The sequence below is a fragment of the Flavobacterium sp. CFS9 genome, assembly GCF_041154745.1.
Taxonomy (GTDB): Bacteria; Bacteroidota; Bacteroidia; order Flavobacteriales; family Flavobacteriaceae; genus Flavobacterium.
The window spans coordinates 2,427,487-2,447,485 of sequence record NZ_AP031573.1 but is presented as its reverse complement, the minus strand read 5'-3'; the positions used below and the strand labels follow the sequence as shown (position 1 = coordinate 2,447,485).

Genomic DNA, 19,999 nt, shown 5'->3' with positions numbered 1-19,999 from the left:
CGAATTTAGCAGATTATATTTTATCTGCCTGATCTGCAATATCTGCGGGAAACTTTATTTTTTTGTCACGAATTCACGAATTAATTTATAATAATTTAGATTCGTGAATTGCTTCGCCTGTTCGCTATCGCTCGAGTTGTGGCGAAAAATCTATTCCCAATATTTTACTTTACAACCTCAACCCAGAATCCTTTTGTTCGGGCCAGGAAGGTGTTGTCGTACATCGCTTCGCACTGCAATCCCGGTAAATAATAATTACCTAAATAGGACGCGTTCAATAAAATTCGGAATACTTTGGTTTCTCTGGATTTCATTCCAAAATAGAAATTGGTTCTGTCGTCGCGAATATCAATGTAGTCTGCAATATTATTGACTGCATCACCATAATCTGTGAAACGGGTATTTACGATTTCAAATCCTGATGGTAAGATTTGAGACAGCGCCACATTCTGAACGCTTTCATTTCTCTGGTTTCTAACGGTAACTTCTGCCACAAATTCGGTTCCCTGACTGATTTTCGAAACATTAATAACACTTCCTTTTCTGTTTTTGAAAACAATATTGGCAGAAACATCACTCTGAACAGCATTTTCCTGTCCGATTGGTAATATTCCGGTATTTAAAACTCTAACGTAAACCGTATTGTTTTTAAGATTCTTCAGAACAACACTATTGGCACCCGTCTGAACTGTTAAGCTTCTGTCGGCAATTGTTTTTTGTGTATTTATAGTTTCCCCTTTTCCATTTTTACTGAACTGAAGATTAATTCCTTTAGGTCCATTGCTCGCAGCAAATTTAGACATGGCATACAGGCAATAAGCAGTTGTTTGCGTGCTCATCCATTGGTTCGTCGACATTTCTTTAGCCAATTTAGAAGCCATAGTGAATGCTTTTTGTTTTTGTCCTAAAAGCAGCATCGTTTCTAAAGCCATCGCTCTGTTTCTCTCGTTTGATCCATAATAGTAATAATTGTACTCGCTGGACTCGTTGTCAATGCTGGTGCGCAATAATAAATTTTGCCCTGCTGATTTCTGTCCGGCCAAAACATAGGCAGCAGCCAGACGAAGCATACTTTCGTTTGAAATGCCTTTTGTTTCGCGCAATCTGTTCATCGAAGACAAATCTGCATTACCAGCCAGAGCCAATGTGTACAGTCGGTAAGCCTGAGCAAGATCATTACCGTACTTAGGTTCAAAACGCCATTGTTTGGCTTCTCTTTGCTGATAAGAAATCCATTTTGATTTAAAGTTAATCGGTAAAACATACCCTTTTTTCTCTGCTTCAATCAGGAAATGTCCGGCGTAAGAAGAACCCCAATCATCGGCAGTGGTACTTCCCTGCCAATACGTTAAACCGCCTGATGGCAATTGGAAACTTCCCAACTTGCTAATTCCGGCCGTTATGTTCTTTTGAATGACTCCTTTTCGGGTATTATCCAAATCAACAATATCACTTAAAAACAACTGTGGAAAAACAGACGAAGTGGTTTGCTCTACACAGCCATGTGGGTACTGAATCAAATATTGCAGTCTTCCGTTAAGGTTGATGGTCGGCATTGATGAAACTTCCAGTCTGGCTTTATTGCTTCCCGAAACTCCAAAGGTCTTCCAGGTAATGGTTTTACTGCTGTTTGGAGGCAAAATGACATCTGTATAGGTATTTGTAACCGGATTAGGATTGGTCATATCGATCTCGACATCATATACTGATTTCTCTTTTCCTGATGTCGCAACTACCTGCACTTTTCCAATACCGGTGGCAGAACCTACTACCAGATTAAAATAAGCCATTTTTTCATCAGGCTGAGCAAAATTAAGACTTTGAGCGTTACTTCCCATTACTTTTAGTCCACCGCTTGTTCTAAGCTGAATTGTTACTTTTTTAATATTCTTTTCGGTCGCAAAAACGGTTACCGGAATGGTTACTTTTTCTGAAGGCGATATTTTTCGAGGCAATGAAGCCAATACCATCAGCGGACTTTTAACCGGAGTTGCTTTTTCGACACTTCCGTAGGCACTTGTATTCGCATCACCTGCAACGACCATCGTACGAACCGAACCAATATATTTAGGCAATTTTAACTGATGTGCTTTCGTTTGACCTTTTTCTAATTTGAATGGTCCGTAATACAATACTACAGGTTTAAATCGGTTGGCCTTTTTGGCTTTGCCGCCTCCTAAATCCTGATCTCCACCAATACTAAAGATTTGATTTATTTTTCCTCCGTATGCTCCGATCACATCATCGTAAATGTCCCAGGTTTTAACTCCTAAAGCTTCACGCACATAAAAACTGTCCCAGGCATTTGGCGTTTTAAAACGGGTTAAATCTAAAAGTCCCTCATCTACAACTGCAATGGTATAGGTCATTTCTTTTCCGGTTTTCTCTCCCACTTTTACGGTAAAAGTCTGCTCCGGTTTTAAAACATCCGGCATGGAGAGCGTCGGTGCTAAAATGGTATTTTTATCCACCACTTCTATCGGAACAATTCCATACATACGAATAGGTGAATCGTTTTTAGTTGAAGCGTGTGGCTGCAAAAGTGTGATGTTAAAATATACGTTTGGTGCCATTGCTGCCGTAATCGGAATTTCGACTTTAGTTTCTCCCTGTTTGGTTTTAGCCCAGATAGTCTGTACTACTTTTGAACCATTTTCGATCGAGATCAAAGCGCGGCCTCCTTCACTGGAAGGAAAAGAGATCTGTGCTTTTTCGCCTACAGCATAATTTTTCTTATCGGTAGAGAATACCAGCATATTGGCTGTAGATGCATCTCTGTTACGGGTTTTTCCGGACCAGATTGGCCAGTCAATATTTACGGTTAAAGCAGTTGCGTGTCCGTCTGTGTGATCGGCAACGCGTATCAAATAGCGTCCCCATTCTTCATCGGTTAAAGAAAATTGAATACTTCCTTTTCCACTCGAATCTGTATTGATCACAAAAGTTTTATAAGATGTGGTCGCATCCGATGAGTTATAATTAGATAGATTATCACTGGAAGCATCCCACCACCAGCGCCAATCTACTTTATAGACTTTTACTTCCAGATTTCTTACTGATTTTGGCCTTCCGTTTTCATCCACTGTCACGATATCAAAACGGTTGTTCGTTCTGGTTTCCAGCATTCCGTATTTGTTAGGCTCAGGCGATTTTATCCCCACATAAGTTTTGTATGGTGAATAGGTCGTCGAAATAACATCAGTACTAAAATCGCCTCCTTCTTCATATACTTTTGTAATGAAGGCGGCACGTAACATGCCGGGAGCCTGCCCTTGTAATTTTGGATGGATATCGACCGATGCTTTACCGTTCTCATTTAATTTTCCGGAGAAAATATTAATTTCTTCTGAACTAAACTGACGCACCAAATCGTCAAAATTAAACTTCTCATATCCTTTAAAAGTGGTGGTTTGCTGCGAAAATTTTGCCTGCATTTCTACATTTAGATTTTTTGCAATAGCACCATGAAGCCAGGTCACTTCGAGAGTACTGGTATTTGGATACGAAGATGATAATGTTTTTCTGGAGAAATTATTTTTGATTTTTAAACGATTCGGTTTAATCGTTTCGATCTTAATGCTTTTGTAAAACTTGGCACCACCCACACTTATCATTGCTTCCCAATTTCCGGTTGGCGCGTCGGCACTTGTTGGAACGATAAAACTGTAATGATTCAGATCGTTTGTTTTCTGAATCGTCTGATACGTTGTTTTACCGTTCGGGTCGTTTAATCTAAATTTAATCGGGTGTGATTTTGGAAGTTTATTCGACGCATCGTTTAAGATAAATGACAGATACAAATTATCTCCCGGGCGCCAAACACCGCGCTCACCGTAGATAAATCCTTTTAAGCCTTTTTGCAAAGTTTCACCCGCAACATCAAAATTACTTACCGATAACGAATAGCCGTCATCCAACTTCACATAAGTGGACTGATCTCCTAAAGTAACAATAGCAAAGTAAGCAAACTTGTTGAGCTGAAACGTAGCAATTCCTTCGCTGCTTGTTGCGGCAGTTGCGATTTTTTGCTGTTGAAAGGTGTACAGATCCACTCTCGCATTCGAAACCGGCTCTGTGGTTACGATATTATTGACTGCAAAGACATACGATTTATTTTCGCCTCTTTTGGCTATAACCCCTAAATCGGTTGCTAAGATATTTGTCGCAATTCTGGCATTATAGTAGTACGATCCTGTGCATGGGTCCTGACTTTCTCTCCAGTCGTAATCGTCATAATAGTAATCGTCGTATGAATTGCCGCTGTAATTCACATCATTTTCATCTACTTCCTCCTCCTCTTCCTCCGAACTCTCCTCTGAGGTTTCACATTTATAAAGGGAATATTTCTTTTTGTAAACAAATTCTACACGGTAAATTGCTCCCGGTTCCGGCGTAATGATTTTAGACAAATCCAGAGCAAAGGTGTTCCACTTAGCCGGATTTATCAGTTTGCTTTCGACTAAATTCAGTGTGGTTTTGGCTATCGGCTGTGCCACTTTCTTGAGATTCTGACTTCCGTTCAGTTCATTATACTGCAAAAACTGAAGAATATTGTTCTTGTAAATTTTATACACCTTTACATCAACCGCACTTAGATTTACTGCTTCGAAGTTTAATTTTAGGTTGTTTGAACTTGGCAAAATTGTTCCATTTTTAACCAATCGAACGTTAGGTTTTATTTGATCAAAATTAATTTTCTCAGTATAATTGGCCTCCATCTTTTTGCCGTACTGACTTTCGATTCCCTGAAAAACTTCCAACAACAACTCTCCCGATAAATTTACTTCCGCTTCCTGCTCCGGTTCTTCATTCTGAACGACTACCACAGCAGCGCTATCCACAACAACCGCCGCTGAATCGACCACAACCGCTGACGAATCAACTGCCAAGGCTGTGCTTTCTTCTGCCACTACCGGAACTTCTTTTTTCTCCGGAGCGGTATTGCTAAAATATACTTTCAATACATTCCCCTGAGTCGAAAACTTTAAGTTGTTGGTATTTTGAATAGAAACTAATCCTTTAAAATCCTGTCCTTTTTCTAATGGTTCCGAGAAATTAATCAAAAGGGACTGATTGCTTCCTTCAGGAATATCGACTTTTACAATTTTAAATTCGTTTACACCTGTAATCGGATAATCCAATTGCCCTTTCTGCTCAATATCAAAATCACTTCCGTCGTATGCGATTTCCAGATTCGAAGCTTCCAGAAACCGCTGAATACTGTCAATTTTGAAACGGAATTCCTTAGCTGTTCCTGTTTGTTTTTCGAATTTAATTTTAACATCTTTCCCGTTCTGACTAGCTGTAACAAGCTTTTTAGCCGTTTCAACATCCATATTGTCTGCCGTCTTTAAAACGCAATTCAGATACTGGTAATCTTTACTGTAAGACTGAATATCCTCCGTATTAATGGTAAAATCCTGTTTGATGGTTTTAACTGTAAAGTTGAACTTTGAAAGGTCCTTCTCTTTTTCCTTTGGAATAGTGATAAGCTTATCTAAGTTTAAAGTCACCTGATATTCTGTTCCTGCTTCCAGTTTTTTCTCCGGAATAAAAGCAATTGTATTGGTTGAAAGTGCTACTACTTTTCCACGTACATTTGGCGAGATATCAAACAAATCGTCGTCTAATTCCTGATTGACTTTCCATTCTTTTTTATCAAAAGCCAAAACAACTCTAATATCAGATTCCGAAGAGACGATACCTCCAGTAAAACTAACAATGTACTCTTTGAATAATGAAAAATCGGAATTGAAATCGGCAGCTGATTTGCGGCCACAGGATTGAAAAATAAAAAACGTACAAAACACGAGAAATAGTCCTTTTACTTTCACTTTTATTTAGAATTACAGGTTTACGAATTTGGAAATTGACAGTGTACTTTAGCTTTTACTGCTATACAAATAAACTAGTGGTATGTCAATTATATTGCATAAATATAATGTATTTTTCTAAATCTTTTAAGAGGAAAATTCTCCAAGGTAAAATATTTAAATGCCCTTAAGGACAAAAATGATTTACAGCATTCTCAAAGACTATTTCGGGTTAATTCTTTCCTTTTTTTGTTACTTCAGGAAATCATCTTTTTAAACTATCCCCTTTTTATAACTCTGTCCCAAGTCCGGACAATAGTTTGTCCAATGCAACGAAATGTTCTTTTGTGTCAGCTGCATAAAACAGTTGATTCGCTGCCTGCACTATGACTACATCATCATCATAATTGCCATAAAAATCTATTCCTCCAAGCCACTTTTTAAAAGAGAATCCTTTATTTCTGAAGTTTGCGCGAACAAAATTCAATTCATCTTCTTCCAATTCATAAAATGTATTACCCGGGAACTTTAAAGCAAAACCCGCCTGAAGAAAAGCCATTGCAGTAAAAAAATCACTTAACGTTTCCGTTTCCAGATTCCAGTCCTTTTCATCTTCACTCATGTATACCGGCGGATCAGATTTTGACAAATCCTCTTTATGAATCCCCCAAACACAAGCTTTTTGATTTTCAGAATAAAATATCAAATAATCATTGTGTTTATAATATTGAAAACGCTCCGGTACGATTAATAAATCCTGTGTATGGTTTAGATTTTGAATTTTACCCAGTTCCATATAGTAGTCAACAAATACCTGCGGAAGTGCTCCAAAGATATTTTTAACTGCCTCAATTTCACTATCTGCAAAACCATTAGATTCAGTGATGCGAAATAGTTTTTTTATGGTTGAAAAATTGGTCATGATTTACAGCAATTATTTCCGTCTCTCTACAAAAAAACGCTTCATCAAATCGGCAGCTTCATTGGCCATCACTCCGGAAACCACAGTCGTTTTGGGGTGTAATTTGGTTCCCATGGTCATAAAACCCCGATGTTCATCGCGTGCGCCAAAAACAATTTTAGAAATCTGGCTCCAATACAAAGCTCCCGCACACATTTGGCAAGGTTCGAGGGTAACATACAACGTACAGTCTTTAAGGTATTTTCCACCTAAGAAATTGGCAGCAGCTGTTATCGCCTGCATTTCCGCATGAGCCGTAACATCATTAAGCAATTCGGTTAAATTATGGCTTCTTGCAATGATTTTATCGGCAACTACAATGATTGCTCCAACAGGAATTTCGCCTTTTTCAAAAGCCATTTCAGCTTCCTGCAAAGCTTTTTTCATAAAATACTCGTCGGTGAAAGGATTTATCATAGTTACAAAAGTACATTTTACTTATATTTTTTATTACATTTAATTATTGAAATTTAAATGATGAACAAAAGACGCAAAATTACTATTCCTGAGCCGTGCCAAGAAAACTGGGATAAAATGACTCCAAAAGACAATGGGAGATTTTGCCTAAGCTGTACCAAAACTGTAGTTGATTTCACAAAAATGTCAACAGAAGAAATTCAGCATTATTTTATTTCATATCAAAATAAAAGTATCTGCGGAAGATTCAAAAATACACAGATTGACAATGTAATTATTCATATTCCGAGTCGTGTTTTATACTCGCAAACGCAATACCACAAAATGTTTTTGCTGGCATTGTTTATTGCGATGGGGACTACATTATTCAGCTGTCAGGATCAAAACGGTAATAAACAAAAAATTGACAAAGTTGAAGTAGTACCTGCAGAACATAAAAACTATACAACTGGTATAGCGATTACACCTGCGAATGATTCTGCATTAACAAACACTCCAAATGGTACGTATGCTATTATTTACAACTCAAGTGACTTGGATATTTTACCTGTTCCAAAAAATGGAATGAAGAAATTTCAAAAGTTTTTCATTAAAAATTATACTGCTCCAAGTAAAACGAAAATAGATCCGGACAAAACAACTGTGGTATTTGTAATAGAAAAAGATGGCAGTTTAACTAATTTCAATATTATTAAAAACACATCAATAGAAAACGGTAAAGAAGCAATAAGAGTTTTAGAAAAAGGCCCCAAATGGCTTCCTGGAAAATTTAAAAATAAAATTGTTCGCTCGACTTATACTTTATCAATTCCATTTGAACAGTAAAAATGGTGCAATACATCGTTTAACATATCTATTGCTAAATATTAGATAATTTCATTGAACTGAATTTAATTTTAAAAACCGTAAATTTGCTTTTTACCTTACAATGAAAAGTAACTTACTCTCCAACATATACAATCCCGCTGATTTACGCTTATTAACAGAAGCGCAGCTTTCTAAGGTTGCACAGGAATTACGCGATTTTATTATTGATGTTGTTTCGGTTAAAGAAGGGCATTTAGGCTCCAGTCTGGGTGTAATCGAATTGACCATTGCACTTCATTATGTGTTTAATACTCCCGACGATTTATTGGTTTGGGATGTGGGACATCAGGCCTACGGACATAAAATTTTGACGGAAAGAAGGGAAGTTTTTCACACGAACAGACAGCTTGAAGGTATTTCCGGTTTTCCGAAAAGAAGCGAAAGTATTTACGACACATTTGGCGTAGGACATTCCTCCACTTCTATCTCGGCGGCACTTGGAATGGCCATTGCTTCAAAACTAAAAGGCGATTTCAATAAACAGCATATAGCCGTAATTGGTGATGCATCGATTGCTTCAGGAATGGCTTTTGAAGGCTTGAATCATGCCGGGGTTACGGATGCCAATCTTTTGGTCATTCTAAACGATAATGCCATCGGGATTGATCCAAGTGTAGGAGCTTTGAAAAAGTATTTAACGGCTGTTAAGAACGGGAAAAACCCAAAACAGAATAACATCATCAAGTCATTAAACTTTGATTATTCGGGACCAATTGACGGTCATGATCTTCCAGCCCTGATCAAAGAACTTAATCGTTTAAAAAAAATAAAAGGTCCTAAATTCCTGCACATTGTAACCACAAAAGGAAAAGGTTTACAGCAGGCTGAAGAAAATCAGGTAAAATATCATGCTCCGGGGAAATTTGATGCTTCAACCGGAGAAGTCTATGCTAAATCAGAAGAAAATTTACCTCCTAAATATCAGGATGTTTTTGGTCTGACGATCTTAGATTTAGCCAAAAAGAACGAAAAAATCATCGGAATCACTCCGGCAATGCCATCCGGAAGTTCTCTTAAATTTATGATGGATGAGATTCCAGAACGTGCTTTTGACGTTGGAATAGCCGAACAGCATGCGGTAACACTTGCGGCAGGAATGGTTACTCAGGGAATGACGGTTTACTGCAATATTTATTCGACTTTTTTACAGCGTGCTTACGATCAGGTCATTCACGATGTTGCACTGCAAAACTTGCCTGTTATTTTTTGTCTCGACCGCGCCGGATTAGTAGGCGAAGATGGAGCAACACATCATGGCCTTTTTGACATTGCTTATTTACGTGCCATTCCGAACCTGATTATTTATGCTCCTCTCAACGAAATTGACTTACAGAATATTTTATATACGGCACAATTAGGGCTAAATCATCCCATCGCCATTCGATATCCAAGGGGCCGGGGCGTCATCCCAAATTGGGAAGTAGAAAATTTCGGACATTATAAAAAAATTGAAATTGGTACAGCAAATTGTTTAAAAGAGGGCACAAAAACAGCCGTTTTGTCTACGGGAACAATTGGAAATAATGTGATCGAAGCAATAAACGAATCTCACAATTCCGAGACCATCGCTCATTACGACTTCCCATCCATCAAACCACTAGACATCAATACATTAACCACTATTTTATCAAGCTTCGAGAGGATCATTACAGTCGAAGACGGTACTATAAACGGTGGTTTTGGAAGTGCCATTTTGGAGTTTGCGGCCTCACATAATTTCAAAAATACCATCGAAGTTTTGGGTATTCCGGACACGTTTATAGAGCATGGAACGGTGAATCAGTTACAACAATTGTGTAAAATTGACGTTAAAAGTTTAATAAATCTTTTTTCAAACGATACAAAATAATTATTTTGCGCTGTCAAAAAATAAAATCACAATGAAATTATTGCGTTCTGCCCTTTTGCTTTTGCTGCTTTTGTGTACTTCAAATAACTTTGCTCAAATTATACAAACGACATTGGATCCTGGCGAATTACCTGCACCGCCATCAAACTGGACCAAAAAAAATCAACTGGGCTTTGACATTTCCGAAATTGCTTTTGTAAACTGGAGTGCGGGGGGAACAAGCTCGATCTCGGGACTTTTCAAAGGTGAGTTTAACCGAACTTACATCAAAGGGAACCACAAATGGGCCAATGAACTTATTGTAAAATACGGTTTAAACCAGCAGGACGGTACCGAACTCCGTAAAACTGATGATGCTTTTCTATTCAATTCGACTTACGGTTTTAGAAAAGATACGATTTCAAATTGGTACTACTCGGCGAAATTCAACTTCAATACTCAATTTACCGACGGATACAACTACCCTAACAAGGATGTTGCTATCTCCAGACCTTTTGCACCGGCTTATGTCTTCCTTGGAGCCGGAGCTGAAAATTCAGATAAAAAGAAAAACCGAACCTTATATTTCTCTCCTTTTACCTTAAAAACTACCTTAGTTCTCGATCAGGCTTTAGCGAATCAGGGAGCTTTTGGTGTGCGAAAAGCGACTTATATAGTGGACCCAATGGACCCAAACTCTAAAATTTTAGTTGAAAACGGACAGAAGGTAAAAGCCGAATTTGGTATTCTGCTTACCGGATACATGAAAAGTGAGATTTTTAAAAATATATTCTACGAAAATCGTTTGAGTTTGTATACCGATTATCTAAACAAATTTGGAAACGTCGATATAGATTACGATACCCGTTTGGATCTTGTGGTAAATGCTTATGTAAAAGCAAATATTGGTGTACATCTGGTGTATGATGATGATATCAAAACCAAAAAAGACTTTTTTGATCCTGCTACCGGAACAACTTCACAAGTCAACAACGGACCAAGAGCCCAGCTAAGACAAGTCTTAGGTGTGGGTCTGGTGTATGCTTTTCAATAAATCAGCAATTGTTGATTCTTAATTGGTTTTTCTGCCATTGATCGTTTCAAACAGCTCCAGTGCATTTCCGTCTGTTAACAAAGAAACATAATGACAGATGTGCAGCAAACGCTCGTATAAATTGGTTTTTTCTAAATGATGCTTTTCAGGCAGCATTTTCAAAAGCAGTTTATCGTAGTTTGAAGCTGTTCCTTCGTATTTGTTGTTGAAAGCCGTTATAAATTTATCCAACAGGGTTTGAATAATCTGATACCCTACAATTTCTTTTTCAACCACCTCACGGCTCTGGTAGATTTTATCGACACTTAGTTTGATTATATCATCCATCTGTGCTTTGTATTTACTCTTATCCGTTAAGGCAAAAGGAAATTTCCCTTCCAAAATAGCCTCTTCATTCTCGATGAAAACATTTACAGCGTCATTAATCAACGTTCCGATAGCCAAAGCACGTAAATAACTAATTCGGTCTTCTTTTGTTGTTAAAGTCTTGTATTTGGCTACTCCGATATTGTCTTTTACCAGTTTAATCAAATATTCTAAGGCATAATCTTCTGAAACTAATCCCAGATTTATCCCGTCTTCAAAATCAATAATGGTATAGCAGATATCATCGGCTGCTTCAACCAAATAAGCCAACGGATGTCTTTCGAAACCAATATCATCTCCTGTTTTATTGACAATCATGCCCATGTCATTGGCCACTTCTTCAAAAAAAGATTTATCGGCCTGAAAGAAACCGTATTTTTTATCGGCAATATTCTGAGTAGGCTTTTTAGGTAAACTTTCTTTCGGATATTTCATAAAAGCGCCAAGCGTAGCATACGAAATTCGAAGTCCTCCCTCAATTCCCGGACGACTTGCCGTAAGCACCGAAAATCCATTGGCATTTCCTTCAAAATCAATTAAATCCTGCCATTGTTTAGCCGTTAATTGGTCTTTGTATTTTAAACCGTTTCCGATCGAAAAATACTCTCCAATTGCTTTTTCTCCTGAGTGTCCAAAAGGAGGATTTCCTATATCATGCGCCAGAGAAGCTGCGGCGACGATAGCACCAAAATCGTTCATGTGATACCCGTGAACTTCTTTTAGATGAGGATATTTTTCAATAATTTTTTTCCCAACCAAACGTCCTAGTGAACGTCCGACCACCGAAACCTCTAAACTGTGTGTCAATCTGGTATGCACAAAATCGGTTTTCGAAAGCGGAATAACTTGTGTCTTATCCTGTAAAGAGCGAAATGCCGCCGAAAAGATTATTCTGTCATAATCAACTTCAAAACCCAATCGGGTATCGTCCTGTTCTACACGTAATCTTTTGCTGGTATCGCCTTGGCGTTTGAGTGATAAAAGTTGTTCCCAGTTCATGGTAATTTTAGATTTCAGATTGTGGATTTTAGATTTTTGATCTAAGTGCCAAAAATACGTTTTATTTTATGATTTTACCGGGACAAAAATATACTTGCAAAACAAAATTGCATCTTGAATCTCATAAGTCAACTCCAAAATTTCGCTAAACACATAGAAACATAGATCTTAGCAGTAAAACAAAGATGACATACAAAAATATATTTCTCCCACATAGCAGTTTATGTATTCTTAAACAAGTGAAACACCTTTTTAGACAACTAAATCTATACTTCTATGTGCTAAAAACAATTTCTCCTAACAGATTTTATTTAAATATATTTTGTTTTTTTAGTACCAACAGGCGAAAGCGAAGTTCTTGTAGTTATGATTTTTTCAACTTCACTATTGTTAGCATTGCTTCGTACATTAATACAAAAGGACTAAACAAAAAAAGCACCCGCCGCGGCGGATGCTTTTCTGAAATTGAATACTATTTAAGATTAGAAGTTTTTAGAAACTCCAATGTTAAATGTTCTACCAAAATTAAAATTGAAGTTTTTAACTTCTGGTCCATTGTTATCATAGTTTAAAGTGTTGTACCCTAAACCACCAATGTTAAAGTTTAAACCAAAACCTTTTTTCATATCGATGAAAAGAGCTGGTGTAATACCAATGTACATACCGTCAGCTTTAGCAGTTGAAGTCATTGGTCCAGTGTACGTTTTGTCTTTTGCACTTTGAAAACCTGTTCCTAATTCAGCGAAGAATGCGAAAGTTTGGTTTAATGGCATAGTGTAACGTAAAAACGCACCTAATTTAGTAGTGTTGTTTTTCACTTCATTTACTCCTTGCTCAGTTTTGCTTGAACCAAAAGAAGCCTCACCCCCTACAGTCCAGTTGTCGTGAAATTGGTAACCTACTTTTGGAGAAAAATCAAATTCATTCGTTTTAACCTCATTGTTTCCTAAAGTTCTGGTTTGAGAAGTGTAACCAATACCACCACCAACTAAGATTGTTCCTTTTTGTGCGTTTGCAAAGCTAACCATAGCTAATGCAAGAACCACCAACATTTTTTTCATTATAAATTATTTTAAATTTGATATCCCTTTAACAAGAACGATGCCGTAACGACTGGCTTTTATATTTTTTTTATGATTTCTTTAAAAGACAAAAATGTAGCAATCGAGCGTATTTCTGTTTACTTTTGTAGCAAATAAAAAGTCATGTCGATAGCAGTACACAACATATCAAAAAGTTACGGAACGCAAAAAGCGCTAAATGAAATTTCATTCTCTATTGAAAAAGGAGAAATCGTCGGATTTTTGGGTCCAAACGGAGCCGGAAAATCTACATTAATGAAAATTTTGACGACCTATTTACTGGCAGATAACGGCTCAGCCCTTGTAAACGGTCATGATGTCATGACGAATGCAAAGGCAGTTCAACGTTCTATTGGCTATTTACCGGAGCATAATCCGTTGTATCTGGATTTGTATGTTCGTGAATATTTGGCTTTTAATGCCGATGTTTATCAGGTTCCGAAATCAAGAATTGAAGAAGTCATACAACTGACAGGACTGTCAGGTGAAAGTCATAAAAAAATAGGACAGCTCTCCAAAGGATACCGCCAGCGTGTGGGACTTGCCAATGCTTTATTGCACAATCCGGAGGTTTTAATTCTGGACGAACCTACTACCGGACTGGATCCTAACCAGTTAATGGAAATTCGAAATGTTATCAAAAATGTAGGGAAAGATAAAACCGTTTTTCTGTCTACTCATATCATGCAGGAAGTTGAAGCCATTTGCGATCGTGTCATTATTATTGACAAAGGACAAATTGTTGCTGACAAAAAATTAGACCACCTGGTATCTGAAGACAAAGAACAAGTGATCGAGGTAGAGTTTGATTATCAGGTAGAAGAGCAGCTTTTGGCAAAACTTGAAAACATTACGGCCTACAAAAACACACATGACATGACCTGGGAGCTGACTTTTATTGCCGAAAAAGACATGCGTCCGGCTATTTTTGATTTTGCCAATGAAAATGGTTTAAAAACATTACAACTGAACCAGAAAAATAAAAATCTCGAAGCTGTTTTTAGAGAAATTACAAAATAGGATTTCCAGCTTTACTTCATTTTAAAGTAAAAACCAATTTGTTCTCTTATAGAATAAGTTGGTTTTTCTGCTTTTATTCCTCTTCCCTTTTTCCATTTTCTAAAATCTTGTGAAGCCCGATTTTTATTGGTTTTATTCTCAAGTTTATCCGATAATTTAAAATTTTCCACTTTTTTACAAAAACACTAAGCACTCATTATTAGCAGGTTATATAATTTGTTTCAAATTTTAACTATATTTATTTAGACTTATTATAAATAGTGTTATATTTGACAACTGAAACTTCAAATAATCACTCATGTTTTCCATATTTCCTCCCATAAAAGCCTCCATATATAAGCTCTCAAACCGATTAATACTTCTTCAAAATACACTTTCTGACAAACTCGAACAGCTCGTTCTACAATAGAATACAGCTTCCGGAAAATATTAATTTTTCTACTTATTCGCCCAAAATCAAAAATTACTTTACCCCTATCATTCCAAAATACCATGAAGAATATTATAACATCTATTGTACTTGCCTTTTCAGTCTACGGATATTCGCAGACGGAAAAAGGAAAAGACAGCATTGTCGAAACCTCGATTAATGTTTTAGATGAAATTGTAATCACAAAAAAGAAAGTTTTATATACTCAGAAATCAGATCGACTGGTTTTTAATGTAGAAAATAGTATTGTTTCTGAAGGCGGTACTGCCTTAGACGTTTTATCACGTGCTCCGGGCGTTGTCGTTTCTCAGGATGGCGAATTATCGATTCGTGGGCAGCAAGGTGTCGGAGTGATGATCAATGGGAAGTTAACACAGCTTTCGCAAAAAGAACTTGCCAATTATTTAAAGTCAACTACCTCATCCAATATCAAGCAAATTGAAGTGATTACTAATCCTTCTTCTAAATATGATGCGACCGGTAAAGCCGGAATTATTAATATTGTTCTAAAGAAACCTAATACGGGCGGACTTAAAGGAACGGTGTTCACTAATTACGGAAGAGCCCGTAAAAACAGAACCAATTCCGGTGTTAATTTAAGTTATAACAAAGACAAATTTGGCGTTTACGGAAACTACAGTTACACCTTTAGAGGGGAGGAAGAACGTAAAGAATTCGACCAGATTCAATATACTGACAATACACGTCAGACTATTTCGACAAACAACCATCAGACCTCCATTACAAACGAACCGCTGACTTCGAATAATTTTAAAATTGGAACCACTTATGAGGTTTCTCCTAAAACGAATTTAGAAGTATATATTGATGCCAAACTGGGGCGTTACGAAAACATCGCCAACGGAAGAAATACATTGCTGAATGCTTCGAATCAGGTGCAATTTGATGCTCTGACCTTCAACGACAGTAAAGAGAAGTGGAACGATTATACGTATGGCTTTTCCGGAGTTCATAAATTTAATACCGAGGGCAAAAACATGTCTTTTGATTTCGAGTATGAAACGTCGAAATTCAGATCGAATCAGTTTCAAAGTGCAAAAAATACAGATCCTGCGACAGTCAACATTAATGACCGTAGAGGTTTTATTCCGTCGCAATTGAGTGTTTTTACGGGGAAAATTGATTTCGTTAATCCGTTAAAGGAAAAGCAATCTATCGAATGGGGAGCTAAAGCCAGCGTTAAAAACAATGACAATCCATCGGTTTACGAATATTACGACAATAATCAGTGGGTTGTTGATCCTAACTCAACCAATCATTTTGAGTACAAAGAACAGATTTATGCTGCTTATGCCAATTATAAATACCAACTGGAAAAGTTAAATATTCAGGGAGGGTTAAGAACGGAATATACTGCGATTGAGATAGTACAAAAAACTTTAAATGAAACTCATAAGGACGATTATTTAAAATGGTTTCCGAGTGTTTCTTTAAAATACGAGTTAAACAGCAATCATTCTCTACATGCCTCTTACAGTAAAAGAATCAACAGACCGAGTCAGTTTGATTTGAATCCGTTCCGTTTTTACGATGATTCGTTTAACTATTCACAGGGAAATCCGAATCTGGTTCCTGAGATTACACATTCGACGGAAATTGGATATGCCTGGAAAAGTGCTTTTATGGCTTCGTTGTATTTCAGTAAAACCAAAGATGTTTTTACAGAGGTTTACGATTACAATCCCGCCAACAACACTACTGTAACTTCCCAAATTAACGTGAGCAAATCCTTTAATTATGGCGTAAATATTACCAATACAGCCGAAATTTACAAATGGTGGTCAGTAAACACTCTTTTCAATGTTTTTGAGAACAAGTTTATGGGGAATGTGGTAAACACAGATAAAATTGATCCTATCGTTACTTTAAATCTGAGTATACAGAACTCCTTTACGATCACCGATAGCCTGAAAGCTGAAGCTAATGCACAGTATCAATCCAAATCGAATCTGGGTATTTATGAAAGAGATGCTTTTTTTGATTTTAGTATTGGAATCTCAAAACAGGTACTGGCTAAGAAAGGAAGTATCAAATTTAATATTACGGACATTTTTAATACCAATAATTTTCATATCAATTCAGTCATAGCTCAAACGAGCATCAATAAAAGATATGATCTGGACAACCGTATTGCTACTATAGCGTTTACGTACAGAATTTAATATTTGGATCTTTAGTTTCCTTGTTTTTGTTTTTTTTTTGAATGAAAGAGCCTGTTTGTAGTTAGCAGGCTCTTTTTGTTTATGAAATTAACCGCAAAGCAAGTATGGCATTTTTGCTCGCAAAGACGCAATTCCAGAGCTTCGGTCAATGTGATTAAGTTAAGAGATTTTAGAATGAAGATTAACGATTCTTGATTTCAGATGTTTGGAGCTGTACAAAATTGACAATTTCACTATTGAATAACAAGAGATCAAAAATCTTAAATCATTTTCCGGTGCTTTGTCTTGTTGAGATTATTTATCCTTCAGCATACCGCCACAAGTAAAAAGACCTTGAAAATGATATTAAGAACTTTGTCAGACTGAGCGAAGTCGAAGTCCCACAAAGCCAAAAAAAGTCTTTTGAGGAATTTTACTTCACACAAAAGACTTTAAGGAAACTAACTAACACAAAACTGCTAAAATCAAATCAACACTAAACTTTTGATTTTTGCTTTTTCTTTCTGCCCCACCAGATGTAAAATCCGGTAATGGGTAAACTGGCGCAGATTAAACTGCCTATGAAATAAATTATTTTGGTCGACAATCCTCCTATTGCACCAATATGAAGGCTGTAATTGGATCGCATCAACCAATCTGAAAAACGTTCATTACCAATATATTTTTCTGATTTTGGAAGTAATTCAAGCGTTTTGGAGTCAAAATACAGATCTCTCCAAATGCCTTTGTACATATCCGTACAGGCGTAAAAATCTTCTTTCGGATCATCGGGAAAATGAATGATGACTGCTTCTTTATTTTCTTTGGCAATTTCCGTCCGAACCTTTTTCCAAATAAAATCGGCAGCAGTCAGTTTGTCTAATTGCTCTTTAGACAGGGGCTCCTTTTTAACAGAAACCGTCTGCTCCTTTACCTCTGCCCATCCACCACTAATCCAGTAGGTACTTTCCCTTAGCCAATGAAAACTCATTAACAATCCGGTAAAAGAAATCAGCAATGCCAAAATGAGCACATAAAAACCCATTACATTGTGCAAATCGTAATTGAGGCGCTTGAACTTAGCCTCCCACTTTATTTTAAAACTGCTGTTAATGGTTGTTTTGTTCCACTTTTTCGGAAACCACAATATCAGTCCGCTTATCAGTAAAAAGAAAAAAACAAAGGTTGCCCAGGCCGTTATTTGCGCTCCAATATCCCGCTCCAGCCAAAGATTCCGATGCCCTTCATCGATTATGTGAAAGAAATCTTCATGATCAACCATCCCGGTAATTTTACCGTTATAGGGGTTTACATAAATCAACGAATCCGATTCGATATCGACTTTAACTGATTTGTCTAAACCATTATACCAGAAACCATGAATTTCTTTGTTGGGCAGTGCTTTTTGAACTGCTGCATAAATTTTAGAAGGGGGTAATAACTGCTCAGGACTTTGAGCTTCGACATTGAGCCAGGGCGAAGTAAACTCTTTGATTTCTTCTTCAAAAACCAAAATACAGCCGGTAATTGCCATGATAAATACAATTATTCCGGAAGCAAGTCCCAGCCATAAGTGCAGCCAGGCATTGATTTTACTAAAACGTGATTTTCCTTTATTGGGCGGTTTACCTGTGCGGTTTTTAATAGCATTCATTAAAATATTAGTTTTAAACTATGTTCGTTTATAAATAAAACGGCTTGAGGATTATTAAAAACCCTCAAGCCGCTTAAAAATGTGGTAATTTAGTAAGTAAGTTTACCAATTGAAGGCAAATAAAGACCTTCTTTGATAAGCGCACCCGCTTTTGCAGCACCGGTTGCAATGTCGATTTGGTACACACGTGCCTGATCGCCTGTTACAAAACTTTTGTATGCTTTTCCGTTTTCTACAAACATACTTCCCAATCCGAAGAATTCATCTCCGCCATGATCCGGTAATCCGGTAACCGCTAGGATTGTTTTGGCAGATAAATCCAATATTGCCGATTTGAAAATTGTTTTTGTGTTAAGGAAACTGTATACAGAATTAACAGCATCAACTTCGGTAGGAATATAAGAGATGAAAACTTTCTCTCCTCCTAAAGGATAAGCAGCAAGAACTTTACCTTTTAAAGTACTTGACTGAAGATCGAAAAAGTAACCCGGATCAAACTTGGCATCGCCTTTTCTAACACGTAGAACTCCTGATGAAACTCCTGTAACCGGATAACCTCCTGCACGAGCATTAGAGGAGAACGTATAAATATCCCCAGATTCTGTCTGAACAATTCCGGTATTGGTATAATAAAGACCAATTGCAGTTGTTCTGGTGTCTTTTATCGTCGTTACATATTCTAAAGAAGGATATTTGTATACTCTCATTGTAGCATCAGACGATAATACTTTATTGGTTCCGTCGCTTACATCTTTGGTATACACCGGAACAAAAAGTTTATCCCCTGAAACTGCCGCTCCTGTTGGCCAGTATAATATTTTTTTATTGGCTGGATTCACACTAAAATCGTTGAACTTACGGGCATCGATAGAAACTGTCGCAGGATTGTAAATCATCAATTCATAATCAGATGAACTACCGTCCCAGGTTGCGCCAATATTGATTAATTTTTTATCATCCGTATACCCTACAGCATAAGAAGACTCGAAAGAAATCTTATCTCCCGCTGCCAGCTTTCCGGCATTGTTCAGACGAAACGATACCGACCCTTCATCTTCTGTGCTTAAGGCAAAAAATGTATTGTTCACAGGAAAACAACTTCCTCCCTGCTCAATCCCCACTCCTTTTGCACTAATTTCTCCGGTCATTAACTGATCTGTAGAATTAAAATCTAATATATACTGTGTATAATCGGCCAGCCAATAAGATGCTACATATTTAGTTCCGTTTACAGTTGGTGTTCCATCTTTCGAGGAATCATCACTGCTGCATGAAAAGATAGAGCATGACAGAAAAGCCAATGCAAAGCATTTTGCGAATTTGTTTACAAACATGATTATAATTAT

General features: G+C 37.1%; 13 protein-coding genes. 5 read left to right on the top strand and 8 right to left on the bottom strand.

The genetic code is table 11. From position 1 onward, the window contains the following. Positions 1 to 164 precede the first annotated feature (164 nt). From ACAM30_RS10685 to ACAM30_RS10675, 3 genes are all read right to left on the bottom strand, one after another. Complete coding sequence (locus tag ACAM30_RS10685) at positions 165 to 5,834, bottom strand: alpha-2-macroglobulin (RefSeq protein ID WP_369618476.1); 5,670 nt, start codon at positions 5,832 to 5,834, stop codon at positions 165 to 167. Between the two features lie 268 nt (positions 5,835 to 6,102). After that, positions 6,103 to 6,735, bottom strand: a complete 633-nt coding sequence (locus ACAM30_RS10680; protein ID WP_369618475.1) for a hypothetical protein — start codon at positions 6,733 to 6,735, stop codon at positions 6,103 to 6,105. A 12-nt stretch (positions 6,736 to 6,747) separates the two neighbouring features. Next, positions 6,748 to 7,191 carry a nucleoside deaminase gene (locus tag ACAM30_RS10675; protein ID WP_369618474.1) on the bottom strand — a complete coding sequence of 148 codons (444 nt, stop codon included), beginning with the start codon at positions 7,189 to 7,191 and terminating at the stop codon, positions 6,748 to 6,750. A gap of 57 nt (positions 7,192 to 7,248) precedes the next feature. Between ACAM30_RS10675 and ACAM30_RS10670 the strand changes: the two genes are divergently transcribed. From ACAM30_RS10670 to ACAM30_RS10660, 3 genes are all read left to right on the top strand, one after another. Further along, the gene (locus ACAM30_RS10670) at positions 7,249 to 8,016 is read left to right on the top strand and encodes an energy transducer TonB (RefSeq protein WP_369618473.1); all 768 of its coding nucleotides are present in this window, start codon (positions 7,249 to 7,251) and stop codon (positions 8,014 to 8,016) included. 103 nt (positions 8,017 to 8,119) lie between these two features. Further along, positions 8,120 to 9,907, top strand: coding sequence for a 1-deoxy-D-xylulose-5-phosphate synthase (locus ACAM30_RS10665; protein WP_369618472.1), 1,788 nt, complete (start codon positions 8,120 to 8,122; stop codon positions 9,905 to 9,907). 31 nt (positions 9,908 to 9,938) lie between these two features. Then, positions 9,939 to 10,940 carry a DUF3078 domain-containing protein gene (locus ACAM30_RS10660; protein ID WP_369618471.1) on the top strand — a complete coding sequence of 334 codons (1,002 nt, stop codon included), beginning with the start codon at positions 9,939 to 9,941 and terminating at the stop codon, positions 10,938 to 10,940. 18 nt (positions 10,941 to 10,958) lie between these two features. On the opposite strand, the gene ACAM30_RS10655 is transcribed toward ACAM30_RS10660, so the two are convergent. Continuing rightward, complete coding sequence (locus ACAM30_RS10655; protein ID WP_369618470.1) at positions 10,959 to 12,305, bottom strand: deoxyguanosinetriphosphate triphosphohydrolase; 1,347 nt, start codon at positions 12,303 to 12,305, stop codon at positions 10,959 to 10,961. A gap of 482 nt (positions 12,306 to 12,787) precedes the next feature. After that, positions 12,788 to 13,366: an outer membrane beta-barrel protein gene (locus tag ACAM30_RS10650; protein ID WP_017497267.1), complete on the bottom strand. Its 579-nt coding sequence runs from the start codon at positions 13,364 to 13,366 to the stop codon at positions 12,788 to 12,790. Positions 13,367 to 13,510: 144 nt separating this feature from the next. Here ACAM30_RS10650 and gldA point away from each other — a divergent pair, with 144 nt between their 5' ends. Then, positions 13,511 to 14,407 carry a gliding motility-associated ABC transporter ATP-binding subunit GldA gene (gene gldA, locus ACAM30_RS10645; RefSeq protein ID WP_369618469.1) on the top strand — a complete coding sequence of 299 codons (897 nt, stop codon included), beginning with the start codon at positions 13,511 to 13,513 and terminating at the stop codon, positions 14,405 to 14,407. 11 nt (positions 14,408 to 14,418) lie between these two features. On the opposite strand, the gene ACAM30_RS10640 is transcribed toward gldA, so the two are convergent. Then, the gene (locus ACAM30_RS10640; protein WP_369618468.1) at positions 14,419 to 14,577 is read right to left on the bottom strand and encodes a hypothetical protein; all 159 of its coding nucleotides are present in this window, start codon (positions 14,575 to 14,577) and stop codon (positions 14,419 to 14,421) included. Positions 14,578 to 14,899: 322 nt separating this feature from the next. Here ACAM30_RS10640 and ACAM30_RS10635 point away from each other — a divergent pair, with 322 nt between their 5' ends. Then, positions 14,900 to 17,020 (top strand): TonB-dependent receptor, encoded by a 2,121-nt coding sequence (locus ACAM30_RS10635; protein WP_369618467.1) that lies wholly within the window; start codon positions 14,900 to 14,902, stop codon positions 17,018 to 17,020. A gap of 475 nt (positions 17,021 to 17,495) precedes the next feature. Here ACAM30_RS10635 and ACAM30_RS10630 read toward each other — a convergent pair whose 3' ends face one another. Continuing rightward, positions 17,496 to 18,653 carry a PepSY-associated TM helix domain-containing protein gene (locus tag ACAM30_RS10630; RefSeq protein ID WP_369618466.1) on the bottom strand — a complete coding sequence of 386 codons (1,158 nt, stop codon included), beginning with the start codon at positions 18,651 to 18,653 and terminating at the stop codon, positions 17,496 to 17,498. Between the two features lie 89 nt (positions 18,654 to 18,742). After that, on the bottom strand, positions 18,743 to 19,987 hold the full coding sequence (locus ACAM30_RS10625) for a DUF4374 domain-containing protein (protein WP_369618465.1): 1,245 nt from the start codon (positions 19,985 to 19,987) through the stop codon (positions 18,743 to 18,745). Between the last annotated feature and the right edge of the window lie 12 nt (positions 19,988 to 19,999).

Bases quoted from the DNA above. Each gene is read 5' to 3' on its own strand.
- ACAM30_RS10680 (WP_369618475.1), bottom strand. From the start codon at position 6,735: ATGACCAATTTTTCAACCATAAAAAAACTATTTCGCATCACTGAATCT.
- ACAM30_RS10675 (WP_369618474.1), bottom strand. From the start codon at position 7,191: ATGATAAATCCTTTCACCGACGAGTATTTTATGAAAAAAGCTTTGCAG.
- ACAM30_RS10670 (WP_369618473.1), top strand. From the start codon at position 7,249: ATGATGAACAAAAGACGCAAAATTACTATTCCTGAGCCGTGCCAAGAA.
- ACAM30_RS10665 (WP_369618472.1), top strand. From the start codon at position 8,120: ATGAAAAGTAACTTACTCTCCAACATATACAATCCCGCTGATTTACGC.
- ACAM30_RS10660 (WP_369618471.1), top strand. From the start codon at position 9,939: ATGAAATTATTGCGTTCTGCCCTTTTGCTTTTGCTGCTTTTGTGTACT.
- ACAM30_RS10655 (WP_369618470.1), bottom strand. From the start codon at position 12,305: ATGAACTGGGAACAACTTTTATCACTCAAACGCCAAGGCGATACCAGC.
- ACAM30_RS10650 (WP_017497267.1), bottom strand. From the start codon at position 13,366: ATGAAAAAAATGTTGGTGGTTCTTGCATTAGCTATGGTTAGCTTTGCA.
- gldA (WP_369618469.1), top strand. From the start codon at position 13,511: ATGTCGATAGCAGTACACAACATATCAAAAAGTTACGGAACGCAAAAA.
- ACAM30_RS10635 (WP_369618467.1), top strand. From the start codon at position 14,900: ATGAAGAATATTATAACATCTATTGTACTTGCCTTTTCAGTCTACGGA.
- ACAM30_RS10630 (WP_369618466.1), bottom strand. From the start codon at position 18,653: ATGAATGCTATTAAAAACCGCACAGGTAAACCGCCCAATAAAGGAAAA.
- ACAM30_RS10625 (WP_369618465.1), bottom strand. From the start codon at position 19,987: ATGTTTGTAAACAAATTCGCAAAATGCTTTGCATTGGCTTTTCTGTCA.